The 17564-nt window shown below is 72.9% G+C and carries 9 protein-coding genes and 1 pseudogene; 6 read left to right on the plus strand and 4 right to left on the minus strand.

Translation table 11 applies throughout. The features are described 5' to 3' along the window. Positions 1-18: 18 nt before the first annotated feature. Positions 19-392, minus strand: a pseudogene (locus ABZ939_RS16340) (DUF6193 family natural product biosynthesis protein). 67 nt (positions 393-459) lie between these two features. Further along, positions 460-1443 carry a LuxR family transcriptional regulator gene (locus ABZ939_RS16345; RefSeq protein ID WP_361854538.1) on the minus strand — a complete coding sequence of 328 codons (984 nt, stop codon included), beginning with the start codon at positions 1441-1443 and terminating at the stop codon, positions 460-462. A gap of 222 nt (positions 1444-1665) precedes the next feature. Here ABZ939_RS16345 and ABZ939_RS16350 point away from each other — a divergent pair, with 222 nt between their 5' ends. The 6 genes from ABZ939_RS16350 (at position 1666) to ABZ939_RS16375 (ending at position 9974) form a co-directional block, all read left to right on the plus strand. Next, complete coding sequence (locus tag ABZ939_RS16350) at positions 1666-3078, plus strand: aminopeptidase P family protein (protein WP_361854610.1); 1413 nt, start codon at positions 1666-1668, stop codon at positions 3076-3078. A 233-nt stretch (positions 3079-3311) separates the two neighbouring features. After that, positions 3312-5423, plus strand: a complete 2112-nt coding sequence (locus ABZ939_RS16355) for a SpoIIE family protein phosphatase (protein WP_361854541.1) — start codon at positions 3312-3314, stop codon at positions 5421-5423. Positions 5424-5740: 317 nt separating this feature from the next. After that, positions 5741-7165, plus strand: a complete 1425-nt coding sequence (locus ABZ939_RS16360) for a nucleobase:cation symporter-2 family protein (protein WP_361854544.1) — start codon at positions 5741-5743, stop codon at positions 7163-7165. Positions 7166-7225: 60 nt separating this feature from the next. Next, on the plus strand, positions 7226-7930 hold the full coding sequence (locus tag ABZ939_RS16365; protein ID WP_361854547.1) for a transcriptional regulator: 705 nt from the start codon (positions 7226-7228) through the stop codon (positions 7928-7930). Positions 7931-7937: 7 nt separating this feature from the next. Continuing rightward, positions 7938-8651 carry a ribonuclease H gene (locus ABZ939_RS16370; protein WP_361854550.1) on the plus strand — a complete coding sequence of 238 codons (714 nt, stop codon included), beginning with the start codon at positions 7938-7940 and terminating at the stop codon, positions 8649-8651. A 141-nt stretch (positions 8652-8792) separates the two neighbouring features. Beyond that, positions 8793-9974, plus strand: a complete 1182-nt coding sequence (locus ABZ939_RS16375; protein ID WP_361854553.1) for a cytochrome P450 — start codon at positions 8793-8795, stop codon at positions 9972-9974. A 59-nt stretch (positions 9975-10033) separates the two neighbouring features. Here the strand turns inward: ABZ939_RS16375 and ABZ939_RS16380 are convergent, their stop codons facing one another. Both ABZ939_RS16380 and ABZ939_RS16385 read right to left on the minus strand, forming a co-directional pair. Beyond that, positions 10034-13189, minus strand: a complete 3156-nt coding sequence (locus ABZ939_RS16380) for a beta-ketoacyl synthase N-terminal-like domain-containing protein (protein ID WP_361854556.1) — start codon at positions 13187-13189, stop codon at positions 10034-10036. Positions 13190-13217: 28 nt separating this feature from the next. Then, on the minus strand, positions 13218-17564 hold a 4347-nt coding region (locus tag ABZ939_RS16385; protein WP_361854559.1), incomplete at its 5' end, for an SDR family NAD(P)-dependent oxidoreductase.

Raw genomic sequence — 17564 nt, forward strand, 5'->3', positions numbered from 1 at the left:
GCCCGCTCGCCAGGTCGGTCAGACTCGGCCCGCATCTCCGAGCACGGCCGGCCCGCAGTCCTCCGGGAGGTTGGCGACGACGAGGGCGAACGCCTCCTCCAGGGTCTCCGGAGTGCCGACGGTCCCCACGCCCCTGGGTCCGCGCACCCAGAACCGGCCGTCGGCGCCTCGCGGGTAGACCTGCCCCCCGACGTGGGCGGCGGGCATTCCGGTGCAGCCGCTGAATACATGACTCCGTGACTCACCAGGGGGAAGAGCTGTCGCAGTCGCGGCTGCGCATAGGCCGCGCGGACGGTTTCCGCGTCGATCAGGTCGTGATTCCCGTCGAGAAGCATGTGCCATTCCCCGGCCACGATCTCAGCGGCACTGCGCGCGTCGGCGTTGTCCGTCATGTTCCTGCTCTCACCTCAGTAGGGGCGTTTGACGGGGCCTTCGACGTGGGCCCTCGACGTGTGCCGGTCACAACCATCCGCAGCGTTGTGCCTGCAGGGCCATCTGGAAGCGGTTCGCCGCGCCCAGCTGGGCCATCAGAATCTGCAGGCGACGGAAGAGTGTGCGGCGGCTGATACCCATCTCGCGGGCGATGACGTCGTCGCTCGCGCCGCCCGCGAGGAGCCACAGCAGGCGCCGGTCGGCGGGTGGCAGACCGCCCGGGCGCGCGGTACGGCCGTGGAACGGCAGGGCGTTCTGCCAGGACTGCTCGAACAGCGCCACGAGCGCGGACAGCAGACCGCACGGCTGCACCACCAGCATGGTGTTGTGCACGTCGGCCTCTTTGATCGACAACGACACGAGCGCGTACGCCTCGTCGATGATCACGAGTTTGACCGGCACCGACGGCAGCACCCTGGCCTGTTCACCGGCCTTGACGCACGGTTCGATGACGTCCTTCAGATGGCCCGGGTGCTCCAGCGACTCCCGCGAGTACACGACCCGTTGTGTCACACCGCGGGCGAGCGTGGCCAGCGCGTCGTCCGTGGCGCCGGGCAGAGGGAAGTACGGCGGAGACTCGAACTGCCGGATCTGATCGCGGGCGCTCGCCCAGGCGTGACGAATCCTGGGGCCGATGGCGTCGCCGGTGACGACCTCGACGAGATGGTCGTTGTACGCGGCGAGCCGCTGTCGCCGGAACGACTCGAACGCGCCGCCGACGGTGATGCGCGACTCCTCGACCTCGGCCGCCCGGTGCCGGGCGAGGATCTCCAGGCCGGCCGTGGGCGGAACCGGGGCCACCACGTCGCCGCCCTCCTCGGCGGCACTGGCCAGACCGGCGTCGACCAGAGCGCCGTACGCCGTGGCGAGTTCCGCACCGCCCAGACCGGCCGCGGCACCGATAGCGCTCAGCGGAGCAGGGGCCTGCTCCAGCAGCGCCAGATAGACCTGGCCCGCCGCGTGATCGATCCCCAGAAGCCGAAGCGCCTCGCCGATTTTCCCGCTTGTCATACGCCGCATTATCGACGGCTCCCGTCGGGGCCCGTGGCCGATCTGTGCCAGTGGCAGTCTTCGGCACCGAAGCCCCGCGGTGCGGGATACCGTCCGGGAGCCGCCGACGACCGGCGTCGGCGAGGGCGCCCGGGCCGCACCGGAAGGGAGAGCCGGACCTTGTCCGTGCGGCTCCGCTCGACCCTCGCCACCGAGGAACCCACCCAGAGGAAGGTGTACGACGTGGCGAAAGGCCGCAAGAACGGTCTCTACTCAGGGATCTCCGAGGAGCTGTCCGCCCTGATGCGGACCGGGTGGGCGGACACCGAGCGGCACGACCTGCGGCTCGACGAGCAGGCTCCGTACGCCGCCCGCCGCCGCGCCGCGCTGTCCGCTCGCTTCCCGGGCGAACGCCTCGTGATCCCCTCGGGGAATCTCAAGGTCCGTTCGAACGACGACACTTACCCGTTCCGGCCTTACTCGGGCTATGTGCACATGACCGGGGACCAGGCCCGGGACGGCGCGCTCGTCCTCGAACCCCGTGCGGACGGCGGCCATGACGCCTACTGCTACCAGCTGCCGCGGGACAGCAGGGACAACGACGAGTTCTGGACGGGCGCCCACGCGGAGCTGTGGACGGGCCGGCGCCGCTCCCTCGCCGAGTCGGAGCGCGTGCTCGGTCTGCCCTGCCGCGACGTCCGCACGGCGGCCGACGACCTGGCAGCCTCCTCCGGCGCGCCGACGAGGATCGTCCGCGGCATCGACCCGGCCCTGGAGGCCGCCGTCACCACCGACGAGGACCGCGACGCCGCACTCGAAGAGGCGCTGAGCGACCTCCGGCTCGTCAAGGACGTGTGGGAGCTCGCCGAGCTCCGCAAGGCCGTGGACTCCACCGTCCGCGGATTCACCGACGTCGTCGGAGAGCTCTCCCGGGCGATCGCGTCGTCCGAGCGCTGGATCGAGGGCACGTTCTTCCGCCGCGCCCGCCTGGAGGGCAACTCCGTCGGCTACGGCTCGATCTGCGCGGCGGGTGAGCACGCCACGATCATGCACTGGACGGACAACGACGGTCCGGTGCGCCCGGGGGACCTGCTCCTGCTCGACGCCGGCGTGGAGACGCGCACCCTCTACACCGCCGACGTCACGCGCACGCTCCCGATCAGCGGCGCGTTCACGCCCGTGCAGCGCACGGTCTACGACGCGGTGTACGAGGCCCAGGAAGCCGGTATGGCCGCAGTCAAGCCGGGCGCCGCGTACCGCGACTTCCACGAGGCCTCCCAGCGACACCTGGCGGCCCGGCTGGTCGAGTGGGGCTTCATCGAGGGGCCGGCGGATCGCGCGTACGCACTCGGTCTCCAGCGCCGCTTCACCATGGCCGGCACCGGTCACATGCTCGGACTGGACGTCCACGACTGCGCGCAGGCCCGGAACGAGGAGTACGTCGACGGCGTCCTGGAGCCCGGCATGGTGCTCACCGTCGAGCCCGGCCTGTACTTCCAGCCGGACGATCTCACCGTGCCCGAGGAGTGGCGCGGCATCGGAGTCCGGATCGAGGACGACCTGGTCGTGACCGAAGACGGTCACGAGAACCTGTCGGCCGGCCTGCCGCGGTCGGCGGACGACGTCGAGGCGTGGATGGCCCGGTTCACGGGCTGAGTGCGCCGTCGGAGGGGGCGGCGGCGCCGGACGGCACGGCGGACGCTGGTGCGGTCCGGCGCTGCCGGGGTGACCATGGGAGGCATGGAGGAAGCCCATCCGGTGGCCGCTCCGGGCGGGCGGCTTCAGGAGCTGACCACCACGCCATTCCTGCTCGTGGGCGGCGGCCGCGGGCGTGTGCCGCTACGGCCTCGGGACGTACGGCCTGGTCTCACCCCACGGGGAGGCGTCGGATGAGCGAGCCGACCCCCGTCGAGGAACTCGTCAGCGGCGCGGCCCAGAACGCCGGCGGCTGGCTGGGCGCGCTGCCGGTGGCACAGGTGGCCACCAGTGCCGACGGAACGATCGTGCGCTGGAACCGGGCCGCTGAAGGGCTGCTCGGCTACAGCCCGCAGCAGGTGATCGGACGGCACATCGCCGAGCTGCTGCACCCGGGCGCGGACCGGAGCCTCGGCCGGTCGCTCTGGGAGGCCGCGGCCGGCGGGCGGGGGGTCATGGGCACGGTCACCGCCTGGCACCGCGACGGGCACCCGGTGGAGGTGGAGATCTGGGCAAGCCCCGTACCCGACCGGCATGACGACGCCTCCGCGGTCCTGCTCTTCGCCGCCGAGGCCCACGCCGCGCGGCGTATCCGCGGATCCTCGGCGGTGTGGGACGGGCTGTTCGCCCGCTCTCCGGTCGGTATCGCCGTCCTGGACACCCAGCTGCGGTTCCTGCGGGTCAACCCGGCCCTGGAGCGGATGAACGGCCTGTCGGAGTCGGCCCATGTCGGCCGGACCCTGTCCCAGCTGCTGCCCGAGGTGAACGCCGAGGACATGGAGGCGGCGATGCGGCAGGTCCTGGACAGCGGGGAGCCGGTTCTGGACCGCCGCCGCATCGGCCGTACCCCGGCAGAGCCCGACCATGACCGGGTGTGGTCGTGCTCCTATGTGCGCGTGGAGGACCCCGGCGGCCGGCCGATCGGAGTCATCGCCTCGCTGCTCGACATCACCGACCAGCAGCGCGCCCACACCGAGGCCGAGGCGGGACGACGCAGGCTCGCACTGCTCAGCGAGGCGTCCATCCGGATCGGTTCCAGCCTGGAACTGGAACGCACCGCCCAGGAGCTCGCCGATCTCGCCGTTCCTGGCCTTGCCGACGCGGTCTCCGTCGATGTCCTGGAGTCCCTCGCCCGCGGCGACGATCCCGGCATGGGCCTGGACGGTGGTGTCGCGCTGCGCCGCCTGGGCAAAGCCCCGCTGACCGGCTCCGGGGTCACCGACATTCTCGCCCCGCTCGGCCGCACCCTCGACTTCCCGGCGGCAGCGCCGTACACCCAGGCCCTCTCCAGACGCCAGCCGTTCCTGTTGGCCCGCCTCGACGACGAGGCCATCGCCCCGGCCGCCCGCCACACCAGCAGGCCCGCGCAGCTGGTGGAGCTCGGCGTGCACTCGTTCATGATGGCCCCGCTCTTCGCGCGGGACCTGGTCCTCGGCGTGGCGACCTTCTACCGCACGCGTCCGATCGGCCCCTTCACCTCCGACGACGTGACGCTGGCCGGCGAGCTCGCCGGCCGTGCCGCCCTCAGCATCGACAACGCGCGCCTCTACCACCGCGAACACGACACCGCGCTGACCCTGCAACGGAGCATGCTTCCCCAGCACATCACCCCGCCACCAGGGCTCGAGGTCGCCCACCGGTACCTGCCGGCCAGCGACGTCAACGAGGTCGGCGGCGACTGGTACGACGTGCTGCATCTGCCCGGCGGCAGAGCGGCCCTGCTCATCGGCGACGTCATGGGCCACGGCACCCCGGCCGCCGCGGTGATGGGACGGCTCTCCGCCAGCGTCCGGGCGCTCGCCAGGCTCGACCTCGAACCGGCGGAACTCCTCCGTCAGTTGGAAGCGGCGATCGACGACCTCGCCGAGCCGATGCTCGCCACATTCCTCTACGCCGTGATCGACCTGGCAACAGGTCGCTGCCGCGTCACCCGCGCCGGCCACCCGCCGCCCGCCATCGTCAGCCCCGGAGGCACCGCGGCTCTCCTCGACCTGCCGCCCGGCACCCCGCTCGGCGTCGGCGGCACTCGCTACACCACCACCGAGACCGTCCTGCAACCGGGCAGCCTCCTCGTGCTGTACACAGACGGTCTCATCGAGTCCCGCGGCAGCGACATCGACGAACGCCTCGCCGAACTCACCCATCTCCTCGCCCAGCCATATCCGTCCCTGACCGGACTGTGCGACAGCCTCCTCACGCAACTCGTGCCGGGCTCCGCGGACGACGACATCGCCTTGCTGGTCGCTCGCTTCACCGGCGGCCGAGTCGACCCACAGGGCAGCAGACCTTCGCCCAACCTCCCTTGAACGGCAACGAAATCCGTACCTGAAGCGCCCTGCGGCCATTGATTCAAAAGTTACCGAGGGGTTTTGCTTCAAAAAACATGGTCCGCTCTCTTGCGCGGTGCCGTGCCTGTCCGCAAGGATCTGTGTCCGGCCCGGGCTCGTTCGCCCCGGCCCCCTCACGCCTCCATGTCTGGACGCCTGGCCGCGCACCGGTAACCCCGTGCCGCCAGCCGGTGAACCGCCTGATCCGCGCGGCCGCCCGGATACACCCGTCGAGGCTCTTCGCGCGACCCGGCGTCGCGCCCCTCTCATTCACCTACCCCCAAGGCAAGGCAGAGATGGCACCACTGGCCTCGCGCCGACGACCCCTCACCGCTCCCCACCCGGTGGACGAGGTCCTCCCGATCCCCACCCTCGCGCTGTACGGATTCCAGCACGTCCTGGCGTTCTACGCCGGTGCGGTGCTCGTGCCGGTGATCCTGGGCAACAGCCTCGGACTCTCGCAGCAGGAGCTCGTCTACCTCATCAACGCCGACCTGGTCACCGCCGGCATCGCCACCATCATCCAGGCATGGGGCTTCTGGCGGATCGGGGCCCGGCTGCCGCTCGTCCAGGGGGCGACCTTCACGGCCGTCTCGCCCATGATCGCCATCGGGCAGGGCGCGGGCGGCGGCACCGCCGGGCTGCTGGTGGTGTACGGCGCCGTGATCACCGGCGGAGTCGCCGCCTTCGTCTTCGCCCCCTTCGCCGGGCGCCTCACCGCGTATTTCCCCCCGATCGTCACGGGCACCCTCCTCACGGTCATCGGCATCGTCCTCATCCCGGTGGCGCTCCAGGACGTCGGCGGCGGCTCGGCGCTCCTCGGAGGGCCCCGCTACGGGGACCCCGTCAACCTCGCGTACGCGGGCGGGACCCTCCTCTTCATCCTGCTGGTCATACGGTTCGGCGGTCCGTTCCTGCGCAGTGTCGCGGTCCTGCTCGGACTGGTGGGCGGCACCGCCGTGGCATGGCTGCTCGGCGACGCCGACCTCGGGGCCGTCGACCAGGCCGACTGGCTGGGCGTCAGCACGCCCTTCCATTACGGCCTGCCGCACTTCTCGGTCTTCCCCATGCTGGCGATGGTCGTCGTGATGCTCATCACCATGGTGGAGACCACCGGAGACGTGTACGCCATGGGCGAGATCACCGGCCGGAAGGTCGACGGCGACACGGTCAGCCGTGCGCTGCGGGCCGACGGCGTCGCCACCGTCCTCGGAGGGGTGTTCAACTCCTTCCCGTACGTGGCGTTCGCGGAGAACATCGGTCTCGTACGGATCTCCCGCGTCACCAGCCGCTTCGTCGTGGTCGCGGCCGGCGTTCTCATGATTCTTCTCGGCCTGGTCCCGAAGGCCGGCGCCGTGGTGGCCTCCGTCCCCCACCCGGTGCTCGGCGCGGCGGCCGTCGCGATGTTCGGCATGGTCGCCACCGTCGGCATCCAGATCCTGGGCAAGGTCGACCTGCGGGAGGAACGCAACGCCATCATCCTGGCCGTCAGCCTCGGCGCCGCGATGCTCCCGACGGCCGTCGCGCCCTTCTTCGAACGCATGCCCACCGAGCTGCGGGCCGTCCTGGGCAGCGGAATCACCCTCGGCACGCTGACGGCAGTCCTGCTCAACCTGTTCTTCCACGTCTTCGACAGCCGCCGCAGACGGGACGACATCGACTGGGAAAGCCTGGCCGCGCACGACGACGGGGCGGACCCGCAGACCGCCACGGCCCGCTGACCCGTTCCCGCTCCCCGGAGCCTGTCGCTCCGTGAAGCCGCCCACCGAGGTGATCCGCACGTGTCCCATCCCCCGTTCTCTCCCGCCCAGGCCCGGGCCGCCCGTATCGGCATCGGCCTGACCCCCGAGCAGGTCGTCTCCGCCATGGCGCAGTTGGGGGTGCACCGCCCGGTGGAGATCGTCATGTGCTGGGAGTCGGGGGCGGTGGCGCCTTCGGAGGCCGAACTCTTCGCACTGGCCAGCGCGCTGTGGTGCCCCGTACCGACGCTCATGGCCCGGCAGCCGAGATCCCTGCGCGAGCACCGCCTGGCCCGGCAGTTCAGTGCCGAGCGGCTGGCGCTGCGCATCGGCATGGACGTCCACGAGTACGCCCGCGCCGAGAACGAGCACCGCTGGAACGGAACCGACCGGCAGACCCTGGTGCTGGCGGACGCCCTGGGTCTCGAGCCGGGCGAACTGCTGCGCGTCATCGGAGGGGCGGGCGAACTCGACGGCCTTCTCCGCCAGGCCGTCGAAGGCCGGTGGAAGCAGCACACCGCCCCGCTCGCGCGGCTCGTGGACGCGCCCGAGCGCAGTGTGGCGCAAGCGCTGCGCACCCTGGCCCAGGAGTACGCGAGCTTCAACGAGCGCTACATGGGGCATCTCGTCGCCCGCAACGAGAACGCACGGCTGAAGGAGATCGCCACGGAACGCGCCGCGTGGCTGCACGCCCTGTCGGACCGCTTCCTCCACCTCGTCGGCCACGACACCCGCGGTAGGGCATGATCGGGGGATGTCCGATCGCATCATCGCCGCCTGTGACGGGGCGGCCAAAGGAAACCCCGGCCCGGCCGGATGGGCGTGGGTCATCGCCGACTCCGAGGGCCGCCCCGAGCGCTGGGAGGCAGGCCCGCTGGGTCGCGCCACCAACAACATCGGGGAGCTGACCGCTCTCCAGCGCCTCTTGGAGGACGTGGCGCCCGGGACGGCGCTGGAGGTGCGGATGGACTCGCAGTACGCCATGAAGGCGGTGACGCAGTGGCTGCCGAACTGGAAGCGCAACGGCTGGAAGACGGCCGCGGGCAAGCCCGTCGCCAACCGGGAGCTCGTCGAGCGCATCGACGAGCTGCTGGCCGACCGGGACGTCGAGTTCCGCTACGTTCCGGCCCACCGTGAAGACGGCGACCACCTGAACGCGATCGCCGACCAGGCCGCCAGCGACGCTGCCACCAGCCAGGAACCCGCCGGCACGGCACTGGGCGCCACCGCCATCCCCGTACCCGCGGCGGAACGCACCACTGCGGCGCGTCAGAAGCCCGGAACGGCCGCGCGCAAGGCTTCGCCCAGGAGCGCTTCGGGCTCCGGTTCGCCGGTCATCAAGGCGAAGTTCCGCGGGACCTGCCCGTGCGGGCGGCCGTACGCCGCCGGCGACAAGATCGCCAAGATCGGGACTCGCTGGGGACACCCGGACTGCCGCGACACCGCCCCGGGCGCAGGACCTTCCTGACCGAGGCGGGCCCACCGGGCCGCGGCCGACGCACACCGGCGCCACCAGTCCCTGGTTTAGGAGCGCTTTAACGGGGGCGCGGAGAATGCCGCGTCCCTGCGGACGCTCCGCCGTCCGCCGTCCCGGAAAGCAGGGGGCCTCATGCTGCCCACGTTCCCCATGTCGCGTCAGTGCCCGTACCACCCGCCCTCCGGCTACGACGCGTTGCGTCAGGACGGACCCCTCGCCAAGGTCCGGCTGTACGACGGACGCACCGCCTGGGCCGTCACCGGATATGCGGAGACCCGCCGGCTGCTCGTCGATCCACGGCTGTCCTCCGACCGGTCCCGTCCGGACTTCCCCGTGCTGGTGCCGCGGATGGCCGCCGCCAAGCTGATCGCGCTCGTCGGGATGGACCCGCCCGAGCACGACGTGCAGCGCCGCATGCTCATACCCAGTTTCACCGTCAAGCGGGTCAACTCGCTGCGCCCGGCGATCCGCCGGACCGTCGTGGGCCGCATCGAGGCGCTGCTCGCCAAGGGGCGCCGGGAGGCCGACCTCGTACCCGAGTTCGCGCTGCCCGTGCCGTCCACCGTCATCTGCGAGCTGCTCGGAGTGCCGTACGCGGACCACGAGTTCTTCGAGGAGCAGACCCGGCGGATGCTGCTCGCCACCAGCACGGCCGAGGAGGCGGCCGCGGCGAGCGGCGCGCTGGTCCGGTACTTCGACGAACTCATCGAGGCCCAACTGGACGAGCCCAGCGAGGGGTTGCTCGGCGAGCTCATCACCGACCGGCTCCGGCCGGGCGAGCTGAGCCGGGAGGAGCTGGCCTCCATCGCCATGTTCCTGCTGGTCGCCGGTCACGAGACCACCGCGAACATGATCGCGCTGAGCGTTCTCACCCTCCTCGAACATCCCGAGCAGCTCGACCGGCTCCGCGCCGACGAGAAGGGCGCGGGCGACGCCGTCGAGGAACTCCTGCGGTTCCTGTCGGTCGCCGACGAGCTGCAGCGCGTCGCCGCCGCCGACATCGAGATCGCGGGGCAGGTGATACGGGAGGGCGACGCCGTCTATCTGCCGAACGCCGCCGCCAACCGCACGGCGGAGGTCTTCCCCGACCCGGACGTCCTCGACCTCGGGCGCGGCGCCCGCGGTCATCTTGCCTTCGGGTACGGCATCCACCAGTGCATCGGTCAGAACCTGGCCCGCGCCGAGCTGGAGATCGCCCTGTACGAACTGGCCGTACGGCTCCCGGGGCTGCGGCTCGCCGAACCGGTGGAGCAGCTCGGCACCAAGCCGGGCGGCTCGGTGCAGGGGATCCTCCGGCTGCCCGTCGTCTGGTAGGCGGCCACGGAGCGGCGGGCACGGGGGGACCTCCCTCCCGCGCCCGCCGCTTCCGTGTCTCAGGCCGCCGGGACCTGCTCCTCCATGAAGCGGGCCACCGCCGCCGGGGTCGGGTAGTCGAACAACAGCACGGGCGGCAGCAGCAGGCCGGTCGCCTCGCAGAGCCGGTTGCGGACCTCCAGCGCGGTGAACGAGGAGAACCCGATGTCGAGGAAGTTGTCCTCGGCGTCGATCAGTTCGGGCGAGGCATGCCCGAGCACGTCTGCCGCGTGGACCCGCACCAGCTCCAGGAAGGACGCCTCCTCGGGCAGGGTGGCCGCAGTGACCTCGCCCGCCGCGACCCCGGCAGTCACGACCCCGGCAGTCACGACCTCGGCCGCCGCGTCCGGCGTGCCGCCCGCGCGCACCGCGGGTCCCGGTGCCGGCGCCGTGCGGGCCGGCCACCAGTACGGGACGTGCTCGAACGGGTACGTCGGCAGGTCCGCGCCCGCCCCGACCCCCGCCGGGCCGCCGTACCACTCCCGCCAGTCCACCTCCGCGCCCGCCACGTGCAGCCGCGACAGCGCCCCGGCCAGCGAGACCTCCGCCGGGCGGTCGCGCACCAGAGCGGGCACCACCACGGGGACGGCCGCCCCGGCCGGCAGCGCCGCGGACACCATCGGGGTCAGGACCGCGTCCGGGCCGACCTCCACGAAAGCCGTGACGCCCGCCTCGTGCAACGCACCAAGCGCCGCGCCGAAGCGCACGGGGGAGCGCAGCTGGTCGGCCCAGTACTCGGGCCGGCGCAGCTCCTCGAACTCCACCGGCCGACCGGTCAGATCGGAGACGATGCGCAGCGCCGGCGGCCGGAACCGCAGCCCGCCCACCACCCGGCGCAGCGGCTCCAGGGCGCCGTCCATGTGGTGGGAGTGGAAGGCGTGGCTGACCCGCAGCCTGCTGGTCCGCCGTCGCCACACCGTGAGCGCCGCGGCGATCTCCGACACGGCCTCCGCGTCGCCCGACACCACCACCGACGTGGGCCCGTTGACCGCGGCCAGGCCCACCCGGCCGTCGTACTCGCCGAGCAGGGCCCGTACCTCCTGCTCGGACGCCTCGCAGGCCAGCATCGCGCCGCCGGCCGGCTGTTCCTGCATCAGCCGGCCGCGCGCCGCCACCAGCGTGGCCGCGTCCTCCAGCGGGAGCAGCCCGGCCGCCACCGCCGCCGTGAGGCCGCCGATGGAATGCCCGGCCACCCAGTCCGGCTCCGGGAGCAGCGTCCCCAACTGCCGGAACAGCGCCAACTCCAGGGCGAACAGGGCGGGCTGAGCGAACTCGGTCCGCTCCAGCAGCGCGGCCTCCGCACTGCCCTCGTCCGCCAGCAGCACCGGCAGCAGCGGCCGGCCCAGCGGCGTGTCGAACGCGGCGACCACCTCGTCCAGCGCCGCCCGGAACACCGGCCTGCTCTCGTACAACTCCCGCCCCATCGCGGCACGATGACTGCCCTGCCCGGTGAACAGGAACCCCGTCACAGGACGTTCGCCCGAACTGCCCCGCACCACCCGCCCGTTCGGCCGACCCGCCGCCAGATCAGCCAGCGCCGCCCGGACCCCGTCGCGGTCGCCCGGGAGCACCGCCGCCCGATGCCGCAGATGCCCGCGACCGCACGCGAGCGCGCGTCCGACCTCGCTGTCGGACCGGTCGGAGGCCGGATCCGCGCCCGGGGCTCCCCACTCGTCCAGGCGCGCCAGCAGCCGCCCGGCCTGTGCCCGAAGCGCCTGTTCCGTACGCGCCGACAACAGCCACGGCGCCGGTACGTCGGGAGCCCCAGCCGGCGCTTCCCCGGCGGTCTCCGCAGGCGCCTGCTCCAGGATCACATGGGCGTTGGTACCGCTGATCCCGAACGAGGACACCCCCGCCCGGCGCGGCCGATTCCGGTCCGGCCACGGTACCGTCTCCGTCAGCAGCTCCACCGCCCCCGCCGACCAGTCGACGTGCGGAGTCGGCTCGTCCACATGCAGGGTGCACGGCAGCACGCCGTGCCGCATCGCCTCCACCATTTTGATCACCCCGGCGACTCCGGCGGCCGCCTGCGTGTGCCCGATGTTCGACTTGAGCGAGCCCAGGAGCAGCGGCTCGCCCGCAGGCCGGCCCTGCCCGTACGCGGCCAGCAGCGCCCGCGCCTCGATCGGATCGCCCAGCCGGGTGCCCGTACCGTGCGCCTCGACCACGTCGACCTGCTGCGGCGCCAGCCGCGCCGAGGCCAGCGCCTGCGCGATCACACGTTCCTGGGTGGGCCCGTTGGGCGCGGTCAACCCGTTGCTCGCCCCGTCCTGATTGACCGCCGAACCGCGCAGCAGCGCCAGGATCCGGCGCCCGTTGCGCCGGGCGTCGGACAGCCTCTCCAGCAGCACAACGCCCACGCCCTCGGAGAACCCGGTCCCGTCGGCCGCCGCAGCGAACGCCTTGCACCGCGCGTCCGGCGACAGCCCGCGCTGCCGGCTGAACTCCACGAGCAGCTGCGGCGTCGCCATCACGGTCACCCCGCCCGCCAGCGCCAGATCGCACTCGCCGCCGCGCAGCGCCTGCGCCGCCAGATGCATCGCCACCAGCGAGGACGAGCAGGCCGTGTCGAGCGTCACGGCCGGTCCCTCGAGCCCCAGGTGGTAGGCGACCCGCCCGGACGCCACGCTGGTCGCGTTGCCGGTCATCAGATGCCCCTCGTACCCGTCGGGCACCTCCGCGGGCGGCGGCACGTACGCCTGCGAGACGACCCCCGCGAACACGCCGGTCCGGCTGCCGCGCAGCGAGGACGGCGCGATCCCGGCGCGCTCGAACGTCTCCCACGCCACCTCCAGCAGCAGTCGCTGCTGCGGGTCGGTGGCGATCGCCTCACGCGGCCCCATCCCGAAGAACGCCGCGTCGAACCCGGCCGCCTCGTACAGGAAGCCGCCCTCCCGCGTGTACGTCGTCCCAGGCCGGTCCGGGTCCGGGTCGTACAGCGCGTCCAGGTCCCAGCCCCGGTCCACCGGCAGCCCGGAGACGGCGTCACGTTCCTCCGCCACCAGCCGCCACAGCGCCTCGGGGGAGTCCGCGCCGCCCGGGAAGCGGCAGCCCGTCGCCACGATCGCGATCGGCTCGTGGCTCCTGTCCTCCAGCTCACGGATCCGCCGCTTGGCCTGCTTCAGATCGGCGGTCGCCCGCTTCAGGTAGTCGCGGAGCTTCTCCTCGTTGCTCATCGCCGTCGCACTCTCTCCGTTCAGCGTTTCAGGAGGCATCGAATTCCCCGTCCAGTTCTCCGTCGAGCTCCCCGTCCAGCGCGGCGAACAGCTCCTCGTCGGTGGCGTCCGACAGATCGGGCGACCCGGCCGTGTCGGAGCCGTCGAAGGAGCCCGCCGGAGCGGCCTCCTCCTCCCAGCGCCACAGCGCGGCCCGCAGCCGCTCCCGCAGCACCGGGAAGTCCGGGCTGTCGACGGTCACCGAGGCCAGCAACCGGTCCAGATCGGCGGCCGGATCCGCCGGCGCGAGGAGACCGAGCAGCCGTCCGGCCAGCGACTGCGGCGTCGGGAAGTCGAACACCAGCGTCGTCGGCAGCCGAAGCCCGGTCGCCGCGGCGATCCGGTTGCGCAGCTCCACCGACGTCAGCGAGTCGAAGCCGATCTCCTTGAACGCCCGGTCCGCCGCGATCCCGTCGGCCGCCGCATGCCCAAGCACCGCCGCCACCTGGTCGCGCACCAGCGTCAGCAGCACCCGTTCGCGCTCCGGCCCCGGCAGCGCCGCCAGTCGGTCCGCCAGGCTCTGCGCCGACACCGGCGCCGCCTGCGCGGCCCGTCGGACGACCGGCCCGCGCACCAGCCCGCGCAGCACCGCCGGCACCCCCTCCGCGCCCGTCCGGGCGCGCAGCCCGGCCAGGTCCAGCGGGGCCGGCACCAGCACAGGCCGCCCCGCGTCCAGCGCCGCGTCGAGGAGCGCCATGCCCTCGGGCACCGACATCGCGACCAGACCGCCCCGGCCGATCCGCGCCAGGTCCGCCTCGGCCAGATGACCGGTCATCCCGCTCGCGTCCTGCCACATGCCCCAGGCCAGCGACGCGGCCGGCAGACCGAGCCGTCGCCGATGGCCGGCGAGCGCGTCCAGGAAGACGTTCGCCGCCGCGTAGTTGGCCTGCCCCGCCCCGCCGAGCTGACCGGAGGCGGAGGAGAACAGCACGAAGGACGACAGGTCGAGATCGCGGGTCAGCTCGTGCAGATGCCAGGCCGCGTCCACCTTCGGCCGCAGCACGGCCTCCGTCTTCTCCGCCGTCAGCGACCCGAGGACCCCGTCGTCGAGCACCCCCGCCGCATGGACGACGTCCGTCAGCGGATGCGCCGGATCGATCGAGCCGAGCAGGGCGGCCAGCGCCGAGCGGTCCGCCGTGTCGCACGCCGCGATCCGCACCCGCGCGCCCAGCGCCTCCAGTTCCTCCGCCAGCTCCCGAGCCCCGGGCGCCTCCGGCCCCCGGCGGCCGGTCAGCAGCAGATGCCGCACACCGCGCGCGGTCACCAGATGCCGGGCCAGCGCCGACCCGAGCGTGCCGGTGCCGCCGGTGATCAGCACCGTCCCGTCGGGCGACGGCGCCGGCAGGGTGAGGACCACCTTGCCGACCTGCCGCGCCTGGGAGAACCAGCGGAACGCCTCCGGCGCCCGGCCCACCTCCCACGTGGTCACCGGCAGCGGCTCCAGCACCCCCTGCTCGAAGAGTTCCAGCACGGAGGCCAGTACCGCGCCCACCGTGTCCGGATCCATGTCCAGCAGCTCGAACGGGCGGTACGCGACACCCGGCCGTACGGCGGCCACCGCGTCCGGGTCCCGCAGGTCGGCGATGCCCATCTCCACGAACCGCCCACCCGGCCCGAGCAGCCGCAGCGACGCGTCGACGAACTCGCCGGTGAGCGAGTTCAGCACCACGTCCACCCCGTCACCGCCGGTGGCGGCACGGACGGACTCCTCGAAGCCGGTCGTACGGGAGGAGGCCAGCCGGTCCCCGGCGACGCCGAGCGCCCGCAGGGCGCCCCACTTGGCGGCACTGGCCGTCGCGAACACCTCGGCCCCCAGGTGCCGGGCCAGTTGCAGCGCCGCCAGCCCGACGCCGCCCGCGGCGGAGTGGATCAACACCCGCTCCCCGGCCTTCAGGCCGGCCAGCTCGACAAGACCGTAGTACGCCGTGGTGAACACCGCGGGGACACCGGCCGCCTGCGCGAACGACCAGCCGTCCGGGATCCTGGCGATCAGCCGCCGATCGGCCACCGCCACCGGACCCACCGCCCCGGGCACGAGCCCGAACACCCGGTCGCCGACGGCGAGATCGTCCACCCCCGGTCCGGTCTCCAGGACCGTGCCGGCCGCCTCCGTCCCGAGCGGCGCCCCGACGGGCACCATGCCCAGCGCGGTCAGCACGTCCCGGAAGTTCAGCCCGGCCGCCCGCACGGCGATCCGCACCTGGCCCTCGGCCAGGTCGGCCCGCGCCTCCGGGTGCGGAGCGGCGTACAGGTCGTCCGGCGAACCGCCAGGCGTCGCAAGCCGCCACGGCCCGCCCTCGGCGGGCGGCGCGAGCCGCGGGCCGACGGTCACGGGCGCCAGCCGCGGTACGAGAACCCGGCCGTCCCGCAGCGCGAACTGCGGCTCCCCGGTGGCCACGGCCGCGTCCAGCACCCTGCGGGAGGCCGAGTCGGCGTCCGCGTCGTCGATGTCGGCCAGCACGATCCTGCCCGGGTTCTCCGTCGCGGCGGATCGCACCAGGCCCCACAGCGGGGCCGCGGCGAGATCCGGCACGTCACCGGGGCCGACGGCCACGGCCCGCCGGGTGAGCACCAACAGGCGCTCCTCCGCGTCCCGTTCGACCCATTCCTGAAGCCGGGCGAGCACATCCGCCACGGCGGCGCGGACCGCCTCGGGAGCGAAGCCGTCGTACGGGCCGGTGGCGTCGAGCAGCTCGTACGGGACGGGGGCGGCACCGGCGGACGGCCAGGGCTCGGCGAGCTCCGACCACACCGGCTCGTACAGCGACCGCTCCCCGGACGGACGCGGCCCCGAATTCAACTGTCCGGGCGCCACAGGCCGGAGGGTCAGCGCGTCGACCGACAGCACGGGCGCGCCGGTGGGGTCGGCGACCGACACGGCCACCGAGTCCTCGCCACCGGAGCCCGGCGCGACCGTGACGCGCAGCGCGGTCGCGGACGTCGCCAGGAGCGAGACGCCGCTGAAGGAGAACGGCAGGCGCACCCCGTCGCCGAGGAACTCGCCCAGCCCCATGGTGTGGAGCGCGGAGTCGAGCAGCGCCGGGTGCAGCGTGAACCGGGCCGCCTCGTCGTGGTGTTCCGGCGCGAGCGCGACCTCGCCATGAATGGTGTCGCCGGCGCGCCAGGCCGCGCTCAGATTCTGGAAGGCGGGTCCGTACTCGTAGCCGAGTGCGGCCAGCTCCTCGTACAACTCGCTCACGTCGATCGGGTCGGCGCCGGTGGGCGGCCAGACGGCGTCGGGCACGGACTGCGTGTCGTGCGCGTCGTGATCCGCCGGGGCCAGGACGCCGGAGGCGTGCCGGGTCCAGGGCTCGGGCTCGTCCCCAGGGCCTGTGTCAGGGCGGGAGTGCACCGCGATCCGCCGCAGGCCGGACTCGTCCGGGGCCTGTACGGACACCTGGACCCTGATGCTGCCGCGCTCGGGCACGAACAGCGGTGATTCCAGGGTCAGTTCGTCGACCCGGTTGGTCTCCACCCGTTGCGCGGCCCGCAGGGTCAGCTCCAGGAGCGCGGTGGCGGGGAGCAGCGCGGTGCCGTTCACGGCGTGATCGGCGAGCCAGGCGTGCGAGGCGGCCGAGATCCGTCCGGTGAGCAGGAGCGCGTCCCCGTCGGCGAGGGTCGTGACCGCCGTGAGGAACGGGTGATCGGTGGCGTCCAGGCCGAGGCTGCCGGCGTCGCTGTGTGCGGCGGGGCCCTCGAGCCAGTAGCGGTGGTGTTGGAAGGGGTAGGTGGGGAGGTCGGTGGGGGGTGTGGTGGTGGTCGGGGTGGGTGTGGTGTGCCAGGTGAGGGGTGTGCCGTGGGTGTGGAGTTGGGCGAGGCCTTGGTGGAAGCGGGTGAGGGTGCCTTCGTTGCGGCGGAGGGTGCCGGTGATGAGGGGGGTGGTGGGGAGGGCCTCGTGGGTTTCGACGGTGTCTTGGATGGCGGTGGTGAGGGTGGGGTGGGGGCTGGCTTCGATGTAGGTGGTGTGGCCGGTGGCGATGAGGTTCTGGAGGGTGGGGTGGAAGAGGACGGGGTTGGCGAGGTTCTGGTACCAGTACTCCGCGGCGAGGGTGGCGGTGTCGACGAGGCCGCCGGTGAGGGTCGAGTGGAAGGCCGTGGTCGACGAGGTGGGGTTGATGCCCGCCAGGACTTCGAGGAGTTGGTCGTGGAGGGTGTGGACGTGGGGGGTGTGGGAGGCGTAGTCGACGTCGATGGTGCGGGCTCGGATGTCCTGGTTCTTGAGCGTGGTGACGAGCTGGTTCAGTTGGTCGGGGTTGCCGGCGATGACGGTGGAGTTGGGGCCGTTGTGGGCGGCGATGTGGAGGTCGTCGTAGTCGGTGAGGTGAGTGGCTGTGTC

The sequence above is a fragment of the Streptomyces sp. NPDC046712 genome (assembly GCF_040645695.1).
In the GTDB taxonomy this organism is placed as follows: Bacteria; Actinomycetota; Actinomycetes; order Streptomycetales; family Streptomycetaceae; genus Streptomyces.